Annotated in this window: 15 protein-coding genes and 2 pseudogenes; 9 read left to right on the forward strand and 8 right to left on the reverse strand. The window is 64.0% G+C overall.

Translation table 11 applies throughout. The features are described from left to right. Positions 1 to 79: pseudogene (locus BW41_RS20570) on the forward strand (integrase catalytic subunit); the annotation flags it as partial. A gap of 317 nt (positions 80 to 396) precedes the next feature. Further along, positions 397 to 753 carry an HNH endonuclease gene (locus BW41_RS12150; protein WP_037534789.1) on the forward strand — a complete coding sequence of 119 codons (357 nt, stop codon included), beginning with the start codon at positions 397 to 399 and terminating at the stop codon, positions 751 to 753. A gap of 16 nt (positions 754 to 769) precedes the next feature. Here BW41_RS12150 and BW41_RS20985 read toward each other — a convergent pair whose 3' ends face one another. Next, a complete protein-coding gene (locus tag BW41_RS20985; RefSeq protein ID WP_152542288.1) occupies positions 770 to 1,117 on the reverse strand; it encodes a hypothetical protein in 348 nt (115 codons plus the stop codon). A gap of 958 nt (positions 1,118 to 2,075) precedes the next feature. On the opposite strand from BW41_RS20985, the gene BW41_RS12155 reads away from it, so the two are divergent. Both BW41_RS12155 and BW41_RS20125 read left to right on the forward strand, forming a co-directional pair. After that, the gene (locus tag BW41_RS12155; protein ID WP_081793068.1) at positions 2,076 to 4,175 is read left to right on the forward strand and encodes a hybrid sensor histidine kinase/response regulator; all 2,100 of its coding nucleotides are present in this window, start codon (positions 2,076 to 2,078) and stop codon (positions 4,173 to 4,175) included. A gap of 208 nt (positions 4,176 to 4,383) precedes the next feature. Beyond that, positions 4,384 to 4,860, forward strand: a complete 477-nt coding sequence (locus BW41_RS20125; RefSeq protein ID WP_161773132.1) for a pentapeptide repeat-containing protein — start codon at positions 4,384 to 4,386, stop codon at positions 4,858 to 4,860. Positions 4,861 to 5,250: 390 nt separating this feature from the next. On the opposite strand, the gene BW41_RS12165 is transcribed toward BW41_RS20125, so the two are convergent. From BW41_RS12165 to BW41_RS12175, 3 genes are read right to left on the reverse strand one after another with little or no spacing between them, the layout of a single operon-like run. Next, a complete protein-coding gene (locus BW41_RS12165; RefSeq protein ID WP_037534790.1) occupies positions 5,251 to 6,144 on the reverse strand; it encodes an amidohydrolase family protein in 894 nt (297 codons plus the stop codon). Continuing rightward, positions 6,144 to 7,166, reverse strand: coding sequence for an amidohydrolase family protein (locus BW41_RS12170; RefSeq protein WP_037534826.1), 1,023 nt, complete (start codon positions 7,164 to 7,166; stop codon positions 6,144 to 6,146). Before BW41_RS12170 ends, BW41_RS12165 begins: the two co-directional genes overlap by 1 nt. A 28-nt stretch (positions 7,167 to 7,194) precedes the next feature. Continuing rightward, complete coding sequence (locus tag BW41_RS12175; RefSeq protein WP_037534791.1) at positions 7,195 to 8,442, reverse strand: LysR family transcriptional regulator; 1,248 nt, start codon at positions 8,440 to 8,442, stop codon at positions 7,195 to 7,197. Positions 8,443 to 8,549: 107 nt separating this feature from the next. On the opposite strand from BW41_RS12175, the gene BW41_RS12180 reads away from it, so the two are divergent. The 4 genes from BW41_RS12180 (at position 8,550) to BW41_RS12195 (ending at position 13,164) form a co-directional block, all read left to right on the forward strand. After that, entirely contained in the window at positions 8,550 to 9,221 is a 672-nt protein-coding gene (locus tag BW41_RS12180; protein WP_037534827.1) for a 4-carboxy-4-hydroxy-2-oxoadipate aldolase/oxaloacetate decarboxylase, read from the forward strand. Next, on the forward strand, positions 9,214 to 10,269 hold the full coding sequence (locus BW41_RS12185) for a 4-oxalomesaconate tautomerase (protein WP_037534792.1): 1,056 nt from the start codon (positions 9,214 to 9,216) through the stop codon (positions 10,267 to 10,269). The genes BW41_RS12180 and BW41_RS12185 overlap by 8 nt, the downstream gene beginning before the upstream one ends. 32 nt (positions 10,270 to 10,301) lie before the next feature. After that, positions 10,302 to 11,621, forward strand: coding sequence for a C4-dicarboxylate transporter DctA (dctA, locus tag BW41_RS12190; protein WP_037534793.1), 1,320 nt, complete (start codon positions 10,302 to 10,304; stop codon positions 11,619 to 11,621). A 67-nt stretch (positions 11,622 to 11,688) separates the two neighbouring features. Further along, entirely contained in the window at positions 11,689 to 13,164 is a 1,476-nt protein-coding gene (locus tag BW41_RS12195; protein ID WP_037534794.1) for a carbohydrate porin, read from the forward strand. 139 nt (positions 13,165 to 13,303) lie between these two features. Here the strand turns inward: BW41_RS12195 and BW41_RS12200 are convergent, their stop codons facing one another. After that, complete coding sequence (locus tag BW41_RS12200; protein ID WP_037534795.1) at positions 13,304 to 13,915, reverse strand: TetR/AcrR family transcriptional regulator; 612 nt, start codon at positions 13,913 to 13,915, stop codon at positions 13,304 to 13,306. A 50-nt stretch (positions 13,916 to 13,965) separates the two neighbouring features. On the opposite strand from BW41_RS12200, the gene BW41_RS12205 reads away from it, so the two are divergent. Beyond that, positions 13,966 to 14,835, forward strand: coding sequence for an oxidoreductase (locus tag BW41_RS12205; protein ID WP_037534796.1), 870 nt, complete (start codon positions 13,966 to 13,968; stop codon positions 14,833 to 14,835). Positions 14,836 to 15,140: 305 nt separating this feature from the next. Here BW41_RS12205 and BW41_RS20575 read toward each other — a convergent pair. The 3 genes and pseudogenes from BW41_RS20575 to BW41_RS12225 all read right to left on the reverse strand — a co-directional run bounded on the left by BW41_RS20575 (position 15,141) and on the right by BW41_RS12225 (position 18,447). Continuing rightward, positions 15,141 to 16,240: pseudogene (locus BW41_RS20575) on the reverse strand (IS3 family transposase). A gap of 447 nt (positions 16,241 to 16,687) precedes the next feature. Further along, positions 16,688 to 17,452, reverse strand: a complete 765-nt coding sequence (locus BW41_RS12220) for an enoyl-CoA hydratase/isomerase family protein (RefSeq protein ID WP_037534798.1) — start codon at positions 17,450 to 17,452, stop codon at positions 16,688 to 16,690. Positions 17,453 to 17,550: 98 nt separating this feature from the next. Further along, positions 17,551 to 18,447 (reverse strand): LysR family transcriptional regulator, encoded by an 897-nt coding sequence (locus BW41_RS12225; RefSeq protein ID WP_037534799.1) that lies wholly within the window; start codon positions 18,445 to 18,447, stop codon positions 17,551 to 17,553. Positions 18,448 to 18,489 lie beyond the last annotated feature (42 nt).

Genomic DNA, 18,489 nt, shown 5'->3' on the forward strand with positions numbered 1-18,489 from the left:
AACACCGCCATTACCGGCCTCCGGTTCCGCTTCGCTCCACCTACGCCCGGCAATGGCGGCCGAGACAACAATGCACTAACGATAAACCCGGACCACCCGGTGGGGGCTGCTCATCATCGGCTCCCCGAATGTCGCCTGCTACATGTTAGAAGAAAGCGACCGCAACCGCGCTCGGTGGACAACTTAAGACGCCGTTTGCAAGCAACAGCTCATTCAACGAGGTTAATGAAATCGCAGTTGACATCTGCGCACTGTAGTGACTATAAACAGGTAACTCATAGAGCGGCGCCCGCGAGGGTTAGTGGCTCTTGTCGATTTCGGCTCATTCGATACTAATCGTCACGCTTTTTAGTAGACATTCGATAGGCGTCGAACGCTCAGCGCAAAGGTGGTGCTATGGGCAAGCTCAGAGCCTTGCCGTCCCGCCTGACCGCGCTGTGGTCGGGCTTGGGCGGCCTTGCGCCTGTCGAGCGCACCCGCGACGAAGATCGCGCTCTACACTCGCCATGGCGGAAACTCTACAAGACGGCGCGCTGGCGCGCGCTGCGCATGTCGATCCTCGCGCGGGACCTATTCACCTGTCAGTGGCCAGGCTGCGGCTTCGCCTCCGCCGACACGTCGAAGCTGGTCGCTGATCACCGCGAGCCGCACCGCGGTAACAAGGCGCTCTTCTGGTCGCCGGCGAACCTCTGGTGTCTCTGCGCACCGTGCCATAACAGTCGCAAGCAGCGGCAGGAGCATCGGCGGCAATAAGGCTCCACATGCTGCCTTAATTCGACGTCGATTCCGAATCCGCTTCAGGCTGTGTCTTCGAGGCTCGCCGCTGCTCTGCTAGTACGCGGCCTCTCCTAAAAACAAGGCGCAGCGCGTAAAGCAACAACGACAGGAACAAGACGTCTTTCGTAAACTCGACCAAGAAACCACCAGGCTCTCGGTCGAATGAGTAACCGCCTGAATGGCCTCGTTTATGCTCTGCGATCACCCCAGTGGTGACCGCACCCCAAAGATCGTACAAGATAGCCGAAATCAGCAAAGGCAGAAAACCTTTTAGGACGTTCACATCTAGCCGCTTCCATTCCCGGCCGATCTTGGGAAAACTTGGGGGAAGCAGTTTCACGTCATCGTTCCATCTACGGAGTTACGTCTATCTATCCCATCCCTATCGTAGCGACGTTTACGGATGGTTGAGCCTCCGGCGGTCGATCTACCCCCCCCGGGGGGGGTAGGTCCGACCTCCGCCGGGGGCCGACGCTAAGGACCCCATAGGCTCTCACGCGGAGAAAAAATTCCTCTGGAAAGCGGGCGGGTGCGAACCTCCAATCTTGGATGCCGCGAAGGAAGCCCGCGAAAATAGTGTTTACTGGTCGCGTATTTGACTTTAATACTTGGCACGCGATGTATCGGTTCGCAAAATCGCTGACAAATACAGGATTTTGGACACGGCTATACGTAAGCGCGCGAAGGCCGAGAGTCAGATTCGCGAGGCTAATAAGGTTCGCACTGCGAACCAGTGCGAACTAGTGCGAACCTGTGCGCGCCCAGCCGCCCTCTGGCCTCGATACCTTAGGACGGGAGCATCTAGAGAGAGAGAGAGAGAGAGAGAGAGGTGCGCGGGCGACCCGACAAATCGGTCACACAGATCATAGCCACCTCAAGAGGCTTTCCCCGTGTCCTGCGCATGCGTTGGCCGATTGCCATGGCCGCTAAACTGCTCGACTTTTCGCCCGAGACGGTCGAGCCGGATCCAACCTGCACGAAGCTGGTAAGGCGCGAGTGGGCAGTGAGCGTTCCGGTTCTAGGAAGCGCTCCGTTTCGTTGGTAGAAAGACCCATTTGCGGCCGTTCGCGCCGTCTTCGCCGCTTCTGAACTTCAGACGTTGATTCAGGCTCGGAGTGAGAGGTCGTGAAGCCAGCATCAGCGTGGGCCGGACGATCGTTAGCTGTCCCGAAAAAGATGGGGTTTCGATACATCGCCATGAGAGGCGACGAAAAGTCGACCAACATTTTTTTACCGCTGCCCTCCCGACAGAGCCTGCAAGAGGATGCACAATTCCATCGTCTGCCATAAGCAAGGCTATGGCATCTCCGAACCCGCACGCGAGCTTAGCCCATTCCAGCAGTGTGACCGGCAAGGAGATTGCCGAATACGACTGGTCATCCACTGCTCTCGGCCCGATGGCAGAGTGGCAATCGTCACTGCGCTCGACCATCGCGCTGATGCTGGCCTGTCTGACTCCAATGTTTCTCGCCTGGGGGCCCGATCTGCTGTGCTTCTATAACGACGCTTATCGCCCCTTTCTGGGCTACCGCGTCGATGATGCCCTTGGTCGCCCCTTCAGAGAGGTTTGGGCGAGCATATGGGATGACATTGGCCCGCTGGTGTCGGCGACACTTGCAGGCGAACCTCGGACCATGACCAACATGGCGCTCGACCTCAGCCGCGACGGAACGTCCGAACAGAGCTGGTGGACATTCACTTACTCGCCCGTGTTCGACGACGGCGGAGCCATTGCCGGCCTGTTGTGCGTCACCGGCGAGACGACTGCGCAAGTCGTGGCTGAAAGGGAGCTGCGCGAGCTGGCGGACACGCTTGAGGAACAGGTGCGCGAGCGCACCGCAGCGCTCCTGCTGTACCAAAACATTGTGCAGTCGGATCAGGCACCCGTATGTGCGTTCGACAAGGATTGCCGTCTGATCGGCTTCAATCAGGCGCACAGCGACGATTTCTACCGCATCTACGGCTACAGGGTGCGGATCGGTGACGATTTTCCCAGCCTGTTCCTGCCCGATCAAGCGGCGACCATCCGCAGCTTCATGCTGCGCGCGTTACAAGGCGAGACCTTTACCGTCATCGAGGAGTTCGGGGACCCCGATCTAGAAAAGCCGCATTGGGAGGTTGCTTATTCTCCGTTGCGGGACGAACGGGGGCGGATCTTCGGCGCCTTCCATCACGCGCAGGACATCACTGCTCGGGTCCGTGCGCAACGTGAACTCCAAGAGGCGCAGGAAGCCTTGCGCCAGTCGCAGAAGATGGAGGCGGTAGGTCAGCTGACCGGGGGGTTGGCACACGACTTCAACAACCTGCTGACCGGCATCATGGGAAATCTCGAACTGCTCCAACTACGCATCGCGCGTGGAAAGTTGGACGGGCTCGATCGATTTATTTCATCCGCGCAAGGAGCGGGCAATCGGGCCGCCTCGTTGACGCAGCGCCTGCTGGCGTTTTCACGTCGGCAGACGCTTGATCCCAAACCGATCGACGTCAATCGCCTCATTGCGGGAATAGAGGATATGATCCGCCGCACGGTCGGCCCCGAGATACAGATGGAGGTGGTCGGTGCCGCCGGTGCGTGGCCAGCCATGGTAGATGCGAGTCAGTTGGAGAACGCTCTGCTAAATTTGTGCATCAATGCCCGGGACGCAATGCCAGAGGGAGGCAGATTGACGATCGAGACGGCCAACAAGTGGTTGGATGGGCGCGCCGGCCGCGAACGCGACATCGCCCCAGGCCAGTATCTCTCCATCTGCGTGACCGACACTGGCACCGGCATGACGCCCGAAACGATCGAGCGTGCCTTCGACCCCTTCTTCACGACCAAGCCGATCGGTCAGGGAACTGGCCTCGGCCTCTCGATGATCTACGGCTTCGCCAAGCAGTCCGGTGGGCAGGTGCGCATCTATTCCGAGGTCGGACACGGCACGACGATGTGCATCTATCTGCCCCGGTACCTCGGCGATGCCGTAGACATTGATAGCAGCGGCGGGAGCGCCCCCGCAGATACCGAAGGCCGGGAGTCGATCCTGGTTGTCGATGATGAGCCGACCATTCGCCACCTCATCGACGAGGTGCTCAACGAAGCTGGATACAGCGTGATCGAAGCTGGCGATGGAGCGGCGGGCCTTAATGTGCTGGAGACGAATGCCAAGATCGATCTTCTCATCACCGACGTCGGACTGCCGAACGGCATGAACGGTCGTCAGGTTGCCGATGCCGCACGGGTACTCCGTCCGGGCCTCAAGGTGCTATTCATCACCGGGTACGCCGAGAATGCCGCCGTCGGCAATGGCCACATGGATCCCGGGATGGAGGTGCTGACTAAGCCCTTCACGATGGCCGATCTGGCACGGCGCGTTCGCGATATTCTTGGAAGGACGAGCGAGATCTGTACCGGCTGACCGGTTCAAGACAATCGCGATCGAAGAGCGAGTCGGAAATGACGGTGAAGGTGGCTCAACCGCAGCGACGACCCATTTGCGGTCATTCGTGGTCTCTTCCCCACTCCCCAACTCCAGTCATTCGTTCATATCCGCAGCATGGCCGCGCCAGGCACCTGATCCTTTGGCGTCGAATGTTTTGATGTGGGAGGAAAGCAGACAGCAGCTAATGATCGGCTATGCCTGTGTCATGATAGTTTACACTACCGAAGGCCATGCGCTTCTGGATACGCACGACGAGCGCTTAGCTGGGGATCTCGACAGTATCGACCTATCCGGTCGTGACTTGCGACGTGCGGACCTCGCAGGATTTGACCTAAGCGACGCTAACTTACGCTTTACGAATCTGCAGAACGCGGACCTCTACTGGGCCATCATGTTTCGTACGGATTGCACACGCGCTGATCTACGCGACGCGCTTCTATGCGGGGCGGATCTAAAGGAGGTCAATTTCGACCAGTCAGACCTCCGCGGTGCCAATCTCGCCCACGATAGTGTGGGAGGGGCAACGCAATTGCAAGGAGCCTCGCTGGCTGGTGCACAATTGGACGGAGCCGACCTCACTGGCGCAGAATATGACGATGCTACCGTATTTCCGGACAGCTTCGACCCTCAAGCACACGCGATGGGGGAAGTTTTCAGGTGAGCGAAGCGAGCGTCTGCAATTCGGCGAGAGCCGCCGCCCTGCCCTGCGGTGACGACGACCCGATTGCGGCCATCCGGGCACACTTTGCCTCGGCCCGAAAGCGGTCATTTGTTCAACTGGATCCGATCACCGTTAGGCCGAGATCTCCCTGCGGCCATAATCGAGGCAATAGCGGGCCCACCAAGGATATGGCACTGTTCTGACGTTGCTACCTATTGCACAACGCGGCCGATCATCGATGGCAGTGCTGAAACATGGATAAGCTGCCTGCCCGCCATCACCTATACGAAGATCCCGCGCTTCTCTGGAGGTAAAAAACTCTGGGAGACGGCATAATCCAGCATAAAATTTTTAAAACGGTCGGTTTTCGTACGTTGCCAAGCTCTACACTTAGCCGCCAGCCCAATACAGGCGAATTGGATTATCGACGAGTAGGCTCTGCCTTAGCGCCGGCGTAGGCGCAATCAGCGGCACCATATCGAGCAAGTTGCCGTCGTCCGGCATATGGCTCGTCATATTCGGGTGCGGCCAATCCGTGCCCCACAGCACGCGACCTGGAAAGCGCTCCACCAGAGTCCGGGCGAAAGGAACCACGTCGGCATAGTGCGGCGGACCGCTCTTCGACAGCCGTTCCGGACAAGTCACCTTGCTGACGACATTCGGATGCTCCTCCATCAGGCGGAGGAAGCGCCCGAACTCCGGGCCATCGACCGGCCGGGTGACGTCCGGCCGACCCATATGATCGACGACGACGGTGGTCGGCAGTCTGGTGAAGAAGTCCCAGCGCTCTTCCAGATCGGCCGCTTCGAAATAGAGGACGACGTGCCAGCCGAGCGGCGCGATCCGGTCGATGATCGCACGGTAATAGGCGTCAGGCTTGGGGTCGGCGAGGCGGCGGACGAAGTTGAAGCGCACGCCGCGCACGCCGGCCGCATCGAGCTCGGCCAGTTCGGCATCGCTCACCGTGTCGCGCACCGTCGCTACACCGCGCGCGCGGCCGTCGGCGCTACGCAGCGCATCGACCAGCGCGCGATTGTCAGCGCCGTGGCAGGTCGCCTGGACGATGACGTTCCGGGCGAAGCCGAGATGATCCCGCAATGCGAACAGCTCCGCCTTGCTAGCGTCGCATGGCGTGTATTTCCGCTCGGGCGCATAAGGAAAGACATCGCCCGGCCCGAAGACATGGCAATGCGCGTCGACCGCGCCCGGCGGCGGCACGAAGCGCGGCTTGCTCGGTGCCGGGTCCCAGCACAGCCAGCCCGGATCGGATGTGAACGCCGCCATCACAGCCCCCTCGCCGCCAGTTGCGCGTCGAGCCGCGGGTAGACGCGCCGCGCATTGCCCTCGAACACCTTGCGCTTGTCGGCGTCGGGGATGGCGAGCGCGTCGATATAGCGTTTGGTGTCGTCGAAATACTGGCCGGTCTGCGGGTCGATGCCGCGCACCGCGCCGACCATCTCCGACCCGAACAGGATATTGTCGACGTCGATCACCTCGAACAGCAGATCGATGCCGGGCTGATGGTAGACGCAGGTGTCGAAATAGACGTTACGCATAACATGGTCGGCGAGCGGCGGCCGCTTCAGCATGTCGGCGAGCCCGCGGTATCGCCCCCAATGATAGGGCACCGCGCCGCCGCCATGTGGGATGATGAAGCGCAACGTCGGGAAGTCGCGGAACAGGTCGCCCTCGATGAACTGCATGAAGGCGATCGTGTCGGCGGCGATGTAATAAGCGCCGGTCGCGTGCATCGCCGGATTGCAGCTGCCCGAGACGTGAATCATCGCGGGCACGTCGAGTTCGACCATCGCTTCGAAGAAGGGGTACCAGGCGCGGTCGTACAGCGGCGGCGCGGCGAACCGGCCGCCCGACGGATCGGGGTTGAGGTTGCAGCCGACGAAGCCGAGCTCGGTGACGCAGCGTTCGAGCTCGGCGATCGACTGGTCGATCGACAGATCCGCGGTCTGCGGCAGCTGGCAGACTCCCACGAAGGTCTCGGGGAAGAGATCGACGACGCGCTTGATCAGGTCGTTGGACCGCTGTGCCCAGATCCGGTTGACCGCCGCATCGCCGACGTGCGGCGCCATCGCGGAGGCGCGTGGCGAGAAGATCGTCATGTCGGCGCCGCGTTCGCGCAGCAGGCGCAACTGGTTGGTCTCGATCGTCTCGCGGATCGCGTCGTCGGAGATGGCGGGATAGGCGGGATCGATGTCGCCCCCGGTGCGGAACGCCGCTTTCTGTGCCTCGCGCCAGTCGGTGTGGGGTGCCGGCGCGGTGGTGTAATGGCCGTGACAGTCGATGATCATGCCGGCGACGCTACTGCCGCGCGGCGGCTCAGGCATATCGGAACGGCTGATCGGCCATTGCTTTTGCGGAAGTCCAGTCGGCACAGGTGACGCGAAACGTCTCGACGAAGGCCGCCTGCAACGCGGTCGGGTGCCAGTCGCCGCGCATCGTCAGTCCGATCCGGCGGCGGAGTGCGATGCCCGCACCGGGGATCTCGACGAGCAGGCCGGCCCGGCGCTCGAACAGGAACTGGTCGCGCGCCATCAGCGTCAGCCAGTCGTCCTCGAGCATCAATCCCCGGATCACCAGCACCGAACCGCATTCGACGCGCAGCCGCGGCGGTGTCAGGCCGTGGTCGGCGAACATCTGCTCCCAGCGCTGTCGCGTCGGCGTGCCCGCCGCGGCGATGACCCAGGGATAACCCTCTAGCGCGGCGAAGGGCGGATCGGTGCCGGCAAGCGGGTGACCGGCCCGCGCGACGATCACCGGATCGTCGGTATACAGCGGCTCCTGCACCACATCGCCGACCGGCACGGGATCGCGCATCGCACCGACCAGCAGGTCCATCTCGCCCTCGCGCAGCCGGGCGAGCAGCTCGAGATACGGCGCCTCGACCACCTCGACCGACGCGGCGGGATAGGTGCGCGCGAAGCGGGCGAGCGCCTGCGGCAGCAGCACCGCGCGCGCCAGCGGCATCGTGCCGACGACGATCCGCCCCGCCCCCGTCGACCGCAGCGCCGCGATCTCGTCCAGCCCCGCCTGCAACTCGGCGCGCGCCAGACGCGCGAAGCGCAGAAAGCGGCCGGCGGCAGGCGTCGGTTGCACGGTCCGGCCCTGGCGCATCAGCAACGGCACGCCGAGCTGCTGCTCGAGATCGCGCGCGGCGCGGTGCAGCGCGGGCTGCGACAGGCCGGTGCGCATCGCCGCGAGCGCGAAGCTGCCCGCCTCGTCGACCGCGATCAGCGCACGCAACTGACCGAGCGTGACGCGTCGCTCGATATGCGGCAGCGGCGGCAGCCGCGCGCCGCGCCGCACGCTCTGGCCACCGCGTGTCAGATAGCCGAGCGCGCGCTCGATACGGAAGGCGAGCCGCCGCCCCGCCTCGGTCGGCACCGCGCCGCCCGGTTGACGATCGAACAGTGATTGGTCGAGCCGCGCCTCCGTCTTGGCGATCGCCTGGGTCAGCGCCGGTTGTGAGAGATTGAGCGCCTGCGACGCGGCGCTGATGCCGCCGAGCCGCGCCGCCGCGGCGACCGCGTCGAGATGGCGCAGGTTGAAGTCGAGTGGCTCGTTCATCGCACACACTTAGCACCAGCTTATGCCTCGTGCACAAATCGACGTTGTCCGCCGCCCGCCATATCCCTTCTAAGCCACGACAAAGTTACACGGGATCGAGGATGAACATGGCGCGCGTCGTCACACAGATCGAACGAACGAATCCGGCGACGATCGCCGGGCTCGGTGCTGCCGGGGTCGCCACGGTGCATGAGGCGCAGGGCCGCACCGGCCTGCTCGCCAGCCGGTTGCGGCCGATCTATCCCGGCGCACGCATCGCCGGGTCGGCGGTCACCGTGTCGGTGCCACCCGGCGACAATTGGATGATGCATGTCGCGATCGAGCAGTTGCGCGAGGGCGATCTGCTCGTCGTCGCGCCGACCAGCCCGTGCGAGGACGGCTATTTCGGCGACCTGCTCGCCACCTCGGCAATGGCGCGCGGCTGTCGCGGACTGATCATCGACGCCGGCGTGCGTGATATTCGTGATCTCACCGCCATGGGCTTTCCGGTCTGGTCGCGAGCGATCAGCGCGCAGGGGACGGTCAAGGCGACGCTCGGCTCGGTCAATGTCGATCTGGTCTGCGCCGGCGAGCTGGTGCGTGCAGGCGACGTGATCGTCGCCGACGACGACGGCGTCTGCGTCGTCCGCCGCGACGATGCAGACGCGATATTGACCAGAGCGCAGGCGCGCGAGTCCAGCGAGGAGGCGAAACGCACACGCCTCGCCGCGGGTGAACTCGGCCTCGACATCTATGCGATGCGCGATGCGCTCGCCGCGAAGGGCCTGCGCTATGAGTGATGGCATCCCCGCCATGTGGATGCGCGGTGGCACGTCGAAGGGCGGGTTCTTCCTTGCCGACAACCTGCCCAGCGCCATCGACGCCCGCGACGCCTTCCTGCTGCGCGCCTTCGGTTCACCCGATCCGCGCCAGATCGACGGCATGGGCGGCGCCGACCCGCTGACCTCCAAGGTGGCGGTCGTCGCGCGGTCGAACCGGCCCGGAATCGACGTCGACTATCTGTTCCTCCAGGTCTTCGTCGACGCGGCGATCGTCACCGACAAGCAGAATTGCGGCAATATGCTCGCCGGCGTCGGCCCGTTCGCGATCGAACGCGGCCTTGTCACCGCGTCCGACGGCGAGACGCGTGTCGCCATCCATATGGTCAATACCGGCAAGGCCGCGACCGCAGTGGTGCAGACGCCCGGTGGCGCCGTCACTTATGCAGGCACCACCGCGATCGACGGCGTCCCCGGCACGGCCGCGCCGGTGGCGTTGTCCTTCGCCGACATCGCCGGATCGAGCTGCGGCGCGCTGCTGCCCACCGGGCGACCGGTCGACGTGATCAAAGGCGTGGAAACCACGCTGATCGACAATGGGATGCCCTGCGTCGTGCTACGCGCCGCCGACGTCGGCATCACCGGCTATGAGGATCGCGACACGCTCGACGGTGACACAAGCCTGAAGGCCCGGATCGAGGCGATCCGCCTTGCCGCCGGGCCGCTGATGGACCTGGGCGACGTCAGTGCGCAATCGGTGCCGAAGATGATGCTGGTCGCCGCGCCGCGCGCCGGGGGCGCGATCTGCGTCCGCTCGTTCATTCCGCACCGCTGCCACGCCTCGATCGGCGTGCTCGGCGCGGTCAGCGTCGCCACCGCCTGCCTGGTGGCCGGCAGCCCCGCCGCGGCACTTGCGACGGTCGGCGCCGGCGCGACCAGGACGCTCGGTGTCGAGCATCCGAGCGGCATCACCCCTTGCGTGATCGAGACCGACGCCGACGGCGTCGTCACCGGCGCCGGGATGATCCGCACCGCGCGCAAATTGTTCGACGGCACGCTCTTCGCCTGACCGTCGCCCCAGCAGAGAAAAGTATAACGATCATGACGACGATAGGAGAGACGGAGAAGAAGGCGCGCCGCTTCGGCATCGCCGGGCAATTGTGGTTCCAGGTGCTGGTCGGCACGCTGATCGGCATCCTGCTCGGCCATTTCGCACCGGGCACCGCCGTGGCGATGAAGCCGTTCGGCGACGCCTTCATCAAGCTGATCCGGATGATGATCGGGCCGATCATCTTCGTGACCGTGGTGCACGGCGTGGCGGGCATGAACGACATGACCGCGGTCGGCCGGGTCGCGCTCAAATCGATCCTCTATTTCGAGGCGATCACCATCCTCGCGCTGATCTTCGGCCTCGTCGCCGTCGATCTGTGGCGACCGGGCGTCGGCATGAACATCAACGCCGCCGCGATCGATACCGCATCGATCAAAAGCTACGTCGCATCGGCGCATGACCAGTCGGTGACCGGCTATCTGATGGCGATCATCCCCACCACCTTCGCCGGCGCGCTGACCGAGGGGCACGTCCTGCAAGTGCTGTTCGTGTCGGTGCTGTTCGGCATCGCTATCGCCGCGATCGGCGAGCGCGCCAAGCCCGTGCTCGACGTGATCGAGAGCGCGTCGCAGGGCTTCTTCCGCATCATCGGCTATATCATGTATTTCGCGCCGCTCGGCGCGTTCGGGGCGATCGCCTTTACCGTCGGCCAGTTCGGCACCGCCTCGCTGCTGTCACTGGGCGAGCTGATCGTCGAGTTCTTCGTGGTCTGCGGCGTGTTCACCGCGACGGTACTCGGCGGTGTCGCCTGGTATTGCGGCGTCAGCCTGTGGCGGCTGCTCGGCTATATCTGGGACGAGATCGTCATCGTCGCCGCCACGACGTCGACCGAGACGGTGCTGCCGCGACTGATCCAGAAGCTGCGCAAGCTCGGCTGCGAGGAGAGCGTCGTCGGCTTCGTCATCCCGGCGGGCTATTCGTTCAATCTCGACGGCACCTGCCTGTACCTCACCACCGTCGCGGTGTTCCTGGCGCAGGCGACCAACACGCACCTGACCGTCTGGCACGAACTCGGGCTGATCGCGGTGCTGTTGCTCACGTCCAAGGGCGCGGCGGGGATCGCCGGGGCGGCGTTCGTCGTGCTGGCGGCGACGCTCAACACGACCGGGACGATCCCGGTGGCGAGCATCGCGCTGATCCTCGGCATCCACCGCATCCTCGCCGAAGGGCTGACCTTCGTGAACCTCGTCGGCAATACCGTCGCGACGATCGTCATCGCCAAATGGGAAGGCAAGCTCGACGAGCGCACGCTCGCCGCCGCGGTCGGCACCGACGCGGCCCGGCGGCGATGGGGCATCGCCGCCGCCTGACCCTGCCCTGCCCCCGCCAATGACATAGACCGGTCGCGCGACATCGCGACCGGTGAAGGAGAGACGTATGTCCGCCACCCTCGCGCTCCTGCTCGCCGCCCAGGCGATCATGCCGCAAACGACCGCCCCGACCGCGCCGCAGCGGACCGATCCGGTAGCGCCGACGAGCAATGCGCCGCCACTGACCGGCGAGGGCGAACGCGAGACGGCGCGCGATCCGGCGACCGCCTTCTCGTCGGGGCGGACCGACGCGGCGCCCGCCGAGCAGAGCGCGGCGCCACGCGGCTTCACCCGGTGGCAGCGCGACAATGCGATCGGTAAGACGCTGCGCGGCCTCAAGGCGGACGGCGTCACGCTCGCGCTGGATGTGGTCGACAACGTCGCGGGCAATCCGGTCGGCGGCGTCCGCCAGGGCGTGCGCGAATCGCACTGGGTCAGCGGCGCGGCCGATCTCGATCTCGACAGGCTGCTCGGCTGGTCCGACACGCGCGTCCACGTGCAGGGCGCATGGTTCACCGGCGATAGCCTCGGCCGCGACGTGATCGGCAATTCGATCAGCTTCCAGCAGACCTGGCGGCCGGTATCGGGGCCGCGCCTGACGCAGCTCAATATCGAGCATGATTTCGGCAGGCTCAACCTGATGGTCGGTCGTGCGGCCGTGAACAGCTATTTCAACAATTCGCCGCTCAACTGCGTGTTCATGACCAACACCAGTTGCCTCACCGCTTATGGCGGGATCAGCGACATCGGCATCACCGCCTTTCCCAACTCCTCCTGGGCAGCAAAGGCGCGCTACGCGATAGATCAGCGCCGCTACGTCCAGATCGGCGTGTTCGAATACAACAATGCGCTCAATGCCACCGGCAAGGGCGGGCTCGATTTCTCGCTCGGCAAGGGCACCGGCGTGCTGATCGCCGGCGAGGCAGGCTATCAGACGAGCTTCGCGCAGGAACGGCTGCCGCGCCGCTACAAGCTCGGTGTCTATCTCAACACCGACGGCGGCAGCAGCCTCTATTACGATCGCAACGGCGGTTCATCGGCCCTCTCCGGCCTGCCGCGTGTCGCGCTTGGCGGCAACCGCGTCGGCCTCTATGCGATGGTCGACCAGACGATCGCGCGCGCCGCCGGAGCGAGCAAGCGCAACCTCGCCGTGTTCGCGCGCGGCTATTGGAACGTCGGCAACGTCCAGCAGCTCGACTGGTTTGCCTCCGCCGGGTTCGTCAAGACCGGGACGTTCAGGGGCCAGGACAATGACACGATCGGGTTCATCGTCTCCAACACCCATTTCAGCGACCAGCAGATCGACTATTTGCGCGACCTGCGCGCCAAGGCGGGCGGCACCGGCGCGCCGCACCACGACGAGATCGTTGGCGAAATCAACTACGGCTGGGCCACCGTGCCCGGTCTGCGTGTTCTGCCAAACGTACAATATGTCATCAACCCCGACCCAATTTATGCGTCCAAGCGCACGACCAACATTCCAAGTGCCATCGTGCTGGGCGTGCGCATCGACGTCAAACTGGCGCAGCTGTTCGGCGGATGAAGACATCCGTGGTTCGGTTGGCGCGGCTCGGCTTATGAAGACAGCTTCAGGTGACGACGACGCTTGTCCGGCGCCTGCGACCCTGCGTGATTTGGTAGACGCTCGTATGGCCGCTCTGGCGGCTTCATAAGCCAGAGTTTCAAGACGGCTGCTGCTCGGTAAAGCCAAGCAGCAAGGTGCCAGCGAGGTCTCGCGCGGTGGACGCGAGTGCCCCGTCGGGCAATTCGCCCGCCGTCCAGAACGACAGCACCCCACGAAAGGCGAAGGCGAGTTGCCCCGGCAAACATCGTAACGCCTCTTCCCGCCGGGCCGGGATCAACCCGTCTCCCGCGCCGAGCGCGAGCGTCCAGAGCGCCGTCGAGCGCGCCCAGACCTGTCCGGGCGACGAACTGGCGGTGCCGAGCATGCCCATCACCGCGCGGTTGATCGCAGGTTCCTCCAGCATCACCGCCGCCGCCGTATCGATGGCCAGCATGACGCGCGCGGCCGTATCCGTCAGCCGCGGCGCAGCGGCGAAGCGGATTTCCATCGTGTCGATCCGACGCTGGGAGAGCGTCTGCATGATCGCCGCCTTGCATCCGAACTGATTGAACGGAGTCGCGAAACTGACCCCGGCCTCCGCTGCGAGGTCGCGCATCGAGAAGTCGGCCTTGCCGTCGCGGAGCAGCCGTTCGGCCGCGTCGATCACGCGCTGACGCAGCGGCTCGCCTCTGGAGCCGGGGGAAGGAGGATCGATCTTGCTGTTCGCCATGTCCGCATCTATATCATGATATAGGTATTGTGAGTTTGCGGAGTGTAGTCATGACGACCCCCACTTTTAAGACTTTCCTCATCACCGGTGTCAGCTCCGGCCTCGGCAGGGCATTCGCCGAAGGCGCGCTGCACGCCGGCCATCGGGTGATCGGCACCGTGCGCCGGGCTGCCGATGCCGAAGCCTTTGCCGCACTCGCACCCGACCGCGCGCATCCGCTGGTGCTCGACGTGACCGACTTCGATGCCATTCCGGTAGCTGTGACGGCTGCCGAGCGACAGGTCGGCATCATCGACGTGCTGGTGAACAACGCCGGATATGGCCATGAGGGCGTGCTGGAGGAATCGTCCATCGACGATCTGCATCGGCAATTCTCGGCGAACGTGTTCGGTCCGGTCGCGATGATGAAGGCGGTGCTGCCCGGGATGCGCGAAAGGCGTCGCGGCCGCATCATCAACGTCACGTCCATGGGTGGCTTCATCACCATGCCGGGGATCAGCTTCTACTGCGGCAGCAAGTTTGCCCTGGAGGGCATTTCGGAAGCGCTCGGCAAGGAACTAGCGAGTTTCGGCATCCGGGTGACGGCGCTCGCGCCGGGCCAGTTCCGCACCGATTGGGCCGGCCGGTCCATGGATCGCACGCCACGCACCATCGGCGATTATGACGCGGTGATGGATCCGATCCGTGCCGCGAGGCACGCCAAGAGCGGCAACCAGCCCGGCGATCCGGCAAAGGCCGCGCAGGCCCTGCTCGCACTGGTCGAGTCAGCAAATCCGCCAGTCCGGCTGTTCCTGGGCGATGACGCGCTCGACTTGGTCGAACAGAAGTTGGAGGCAATGAAGGTGGAACTCGGCGCTTGGGACACCCTCTCACGCTCGACGAGCTTCGGGTGTGATCGAGGGGCCACGCGTTCGGCTTAGGGCGGCGGTGCACTTGCTGCGCGACAGCTTCGGCCCACCTGCAGACGCTCGGGTCGAGCCCCGATGATGTGAGGGAAGCGATCTGATTTCAGGCTCCATGAGGCAATCGGTTTGGGCGAGCTGTTTGGCTGTCTGACGAACTTATGGAGCATCTGCGGCCGTTCTGTCTCGAGAGCCACCGCAAGCCCCGAATTGGCGACCGGCGGTGACCTGACCCCAGTCTTTCATCCAGCAGCAACCAGAGACCGACCGGGTGTTGAGGGTCCCCCGGTTTCTCATCCGGGTCGAGGGTGAGTTTCCGGCGTTCATTCGGCCGCGATCTTGGCCGTGGCAGCAGCATATTCTACCGGCGTCAGCCAGCCAAGCGATGTGTGAGGGCGGCTCTCGTTGTAGTCCCGCCGCCAGGCCTCGATCTTGGCCCGCGCGTCCTCCAGGGACAGGAACCAGTGCGTGTTCAGGCACTCGTCTCGCAGGCGACCGTTGAACGATTCCACGAAGGCATTGTCCGTCGGTTTGCCTGGACGGCTGAAGTCCAGCATGACGCCGTTCTCATAGGCCCATCGGTCGAGCGCCTTCGAGATGAACTCCGGCCCATTGTCCACCCGGATGGTTCGGGGCGCATCGCGGATCGACGAGATCCGCGCCATCACCTCGACTACCTGCTCACTCTTGATGCCCTGGTCGACGTCGATCGCCAGCGCCTCGCGCGTGAACGCGTCCACCACCGTCAGCGCCCGCAGCCGCCGACCGTCGAACAGCGCGTCCGAGATAAAATCCATCGACCACATCTCGTTGGCCGCCGCAGCCGCGGGTTGCCGGTCGCGGTTGGCGGCGCTGACGTTGCGGCGAGGCTTCTTGAGCCGCAGGCTCAGTCCATCATCCCGGTAGAGCCGGTAGACCCTCTTGTGGTTCACGATCCATCCTTCCCTGCGCAGCAGAATGTAGATGCGGAAGTAGCCGTACCGCGTTCACGTCGCGGCCAGATCACGGATGCGCAGCATCAGCGGTGCCTGATCCGGCCGATGCGACACGTAGCGCACCGACGACCGGTCGACGCCTAACGCCAGGCAGCTGCGTCGCTCGTTGACGCCGTGAGACGCCTGGACGTGCGCGACGAGCTCGCGCCGTCGTCTAGGCGTCAGGGCTTTTTTGCCAGAACGTCCTGCAGAATATGCTTGTCCAGGCTCAGGTCCGCGACCAGCTGCTTGAGCTTGCGGTTCTCCTCCTCGAGCAGCTTCAACCGCCGCAGCTCGCCCACCCCCAACCCGCCGTACACCTTCTTCCAACAGTAGAACGTCTGCTCCGAGATCCCCATCCGGCGGATCACCTCCGCAACCGACGTACCCGTCTCCGCCTGCTTCAGCGCGAACGCGATCTGCTCTTCCGTGTGCCTCGTCTTCTTCATGTCCAGCTCCTCGCCCGCAGGCTTCAAAGGGCCGGAAAACTCTCACTCAACATGGATGAAAAAACAGGGGGGACGTCAAGCGGCACGCCGACATTTCTTTAGCCCGTATGCATGATGTTCTTGAGCGCCTCTTTGCCGGACATTGCGTCGCACGCTTGTGGCATCGTTATCTTCTGCCAAGCGACGTCAGCAAGGTACGCACAAAGTGGCTGGACAGCTGCAGCGGCATGCAGACCAGCTCGGGGCGATCGGCACTTACCCCGCCAAATTTCAAACCGCGCGCGATGTCGTGATGCACTGGGATGGTTGGTCGGTAAAAGCGCCCGATCTTGCGGCCTGACCAAAATCCAGTCATCGGGGTCCGACCGTCACCTTCTCGAAAACGGCCACTCATTCAGGCATAGGTGGTGCCACCCGGCGATTATGCGTGGCACCCAATAAAGAGCGCTATGCGGCCACTTCCCTCGCGACTTGAGCTGCACTGATACCCTCAAGCGCAAGGCCATAGGCGGTGCCTTCCTCAACCAGGCGACGGAGCCGATGGGTGAGCGCCATGCGGGTGTAGCGGCCGGTCAGCGGCGGCAAGGCAGCGATACCGTCGGCGATCTCATGCGCGCGGGCGAGCAGGCGGTCGGCCGGGACGATCTCGTTGACGGCGCCGTATTCCTTGGCTGTCTGCGCATCAAGAATCTGCCGCGTCAGCAGGAAGTAGCGACCACGTACCGAACCGATCACATGCGGCCACAGGATGTGAACGCCGTCGCCGGGTACGATGCCGAAGTCGAAATGCGGCTTATCCTGAAAAACGGTGTCGGGGGTGACCAGGACGATGTTGGCAAGCAGCGCATATTCGCTGTGGAGCAGCACCGGGCCGTTCAGTGCGGCGATCATCGGCACCTCGATATCGAGGATGTTCGACAGCACCTTGCGCCCCTCGCGCAGGATCTTATCGTACCCCTGCGGCGTGAAGAAGTCGAAGCCGTCCGGCTCGATCGCATCCATGAAGGCATTGCCTGATCCGGTCAGGATCACCGCGCGGGTATCCCGGTCCTCGCCGATCTGGTGGAACAGCTCCACGAACTGCTCATGAGTGTGCCCATTGAAGACGAGCTTGCCGCCATCGGTGTGCAGCGCGACTTCCAGCACACCGTTGTCCTTCCGGGTCAGGTGGGCATTCGGAAAGGCATCGCGATAGGTGTCGAACTTGGCCATGGTGCTGATCCTTGATCCTGGCGCGACCGGGTTGGTCGGCATGACGATCAGCTAGGCCAACGAGCGCGGAAGCGGACGACGGCGTGTGGCGATAAGGCTTATGCCGGTTGGGAATAGACCTCGTCGAGTGCGGCTGCGACGAAGCTTGCGAACGCGCGGGCCTTCGCGCTCGCCATGCGCCCAGCCGGGAATACGGCCCAGAGATCGATCGGCGGCAGCGACCAGTCGGTCAGCAGACGCCTGATCCGGCCATCGGCCAGTTCGGGACCGAACATCCAGTCTGACCCGATCGTCAGCCCCATGTCGGCGAGCACCGCCGCGCGAAGGCCCTCCGCCGCATTGACGCGAATCCGGCCATGAACGGTCACCGACGCCTCGGTACCCTCCCGCGTGAAGGACCAGACGTCGGTCAGCTGGCTGTAGATGATGGTCTCGTGGACGGCGAGATCGGCTGGGCTCTCCGGCTCGCCAGCTCGCGCCAGATAGTTGGGCGTTGCGAACACCGACCGCCCGCCGGTCGCCAGCTTGCGTGCGACGGCCGCAGAATCCGGTAAATTGCCCATCCGCAACGAGACATCGATACCTTCTGCGATCAGGTCGATCACCCGATCGTCTAGGATGACGTCGATCTCGAGATCGGGATGATCGTCGAGAAATCGCGGCAGCAGCGGCAAGATGTAGAGCCGGGCGAAAGTCGTCGCGGCCGACACCCGCAGGCAACCGGATAGCCCTGCCCCAGCGCCGCGGGCAGCGAGCTCCGCCTCGTCCGCCTCGCGCAAGGCCGCTTTGGCCCGTTCGTAGAATCGCAGCCCCGCCTCCGTCGGCGTCAACCCGTGGGTGGAGCGGATCAGAAGGCTGACTTGCAGACGCCCCTCCAGCTGCGCGATCGTCTTGGATACGGCGGGCTGGCCGACATTGAGCTGGCGTGCCGCCGCGGAAAAGGAGCCGGTTTCCACGACCCGCACGAGCGTCGCCATCGCTTGATATCGATCCACGTCATTCCTCCTCGGAATGAGCGTTATCGCTCATGGCCTGCT

This window comes from Sphingomonas sp. RIT328 (genome assembly GCF_000632225.1).
GTDB classification, from domain to species: Bacteria; Pseudomonadota; Alphaproteobacteria; order Sphingomonadales; family Sphingomonadaceae; genus Sphingomonas; species Sphingomonas kyungheensis.

Bases quoted from the DNA above. Each gene is read 5' to 3' on its own strand.
- BW41_RS12165 (WP_037534790.1), bottom strand. From the start codon at position 6,144: ATGGCGGCGTTCACATCCGATCCGGGCTGGCTGTGCTGGGACCCGGCA.
- BW41_RS12205 (WP_037534796.1), top strand. From the start codon at position 13,966: ATGACGACCCCCACTTTTAAGACTTTCCTCATCACCGGTGTCAGCTCC.
- BW41_RS12185 (WP_037534792.1), top strand. From the start codon at position 9,214: ATGAGTGATGGCATCCCCGCCATGTGGATGCGCGGTGGCACGTCGAAG.
- BW41_RS12150 (WP_037534789.1), top strand. From the start codon at position 397: ATGGGCAAGCTCAGAGCCTTGCCGTCCCGCCTGACCGCGCTGTGGTCG.
- BW41_RS12200 (WP_037534795.1), bottom strand. From the start codon at position 13,915: ATGGCGAACAGCAAGATCGATCCTCCTTCCCCCGGCTCCAGAGGCGAG.
- BW41_RS12195 (WP_037534794.1), top strand. From the start codon at position 11,689: ATGTCCGCCACCCTCGCGCTCCTGCTCGCCGCCCAGGCGATCATGCCG.
- BW41_RS12170 (WP_037534826.1), bottom strand. From the start codon at position 7,166: ATGATCATCGACTGTCACGGCCATTACACCACCGCGCCGGCACCCCAC.
- BW41_RS12180 (WP_037534827.1), top strand. From the start codon at position 8,550: ATGGCGCGCGTCGTCACACAGATCGAACGAACGAATCCGGCGACGATC.
- BW41_RS12175 (WP_037534791.1), bottom strand. From the start codon at position 8,442: ATGAACGAGCCACTCGACTTCAACCTGCGCCATCTCGACGCGGTCGCC.
- BW41_RS12155 (WP_081793068.1), top strand. From the start codon at position 2,076: ATGGCATCTCCGAACCCGCACGCGAGCTTAGCCCATTCCAGCAGTGTG.
- BW41_RS12220 (WP_037534798.1), bottom strand. From the start codon at position 17,452: ATGGCCAAGTTCGACACCTATCGCGATGCCTTTCCGAATGCCCACCTG.
- dctA (WP_037534793.1), top strand. From the start codon at position 10,302: ATGACGACGATAGGAGAGACGGAGAAGAAGGCGCGCCGCTTCGGCATC.
- BW41_RS20125 (WP_161773132.1), top strand. From the start codon at position 4,384: ATGATCGGCTATGCCTGTGTCATGATAGTTTACACTACCGAAGGCCAT.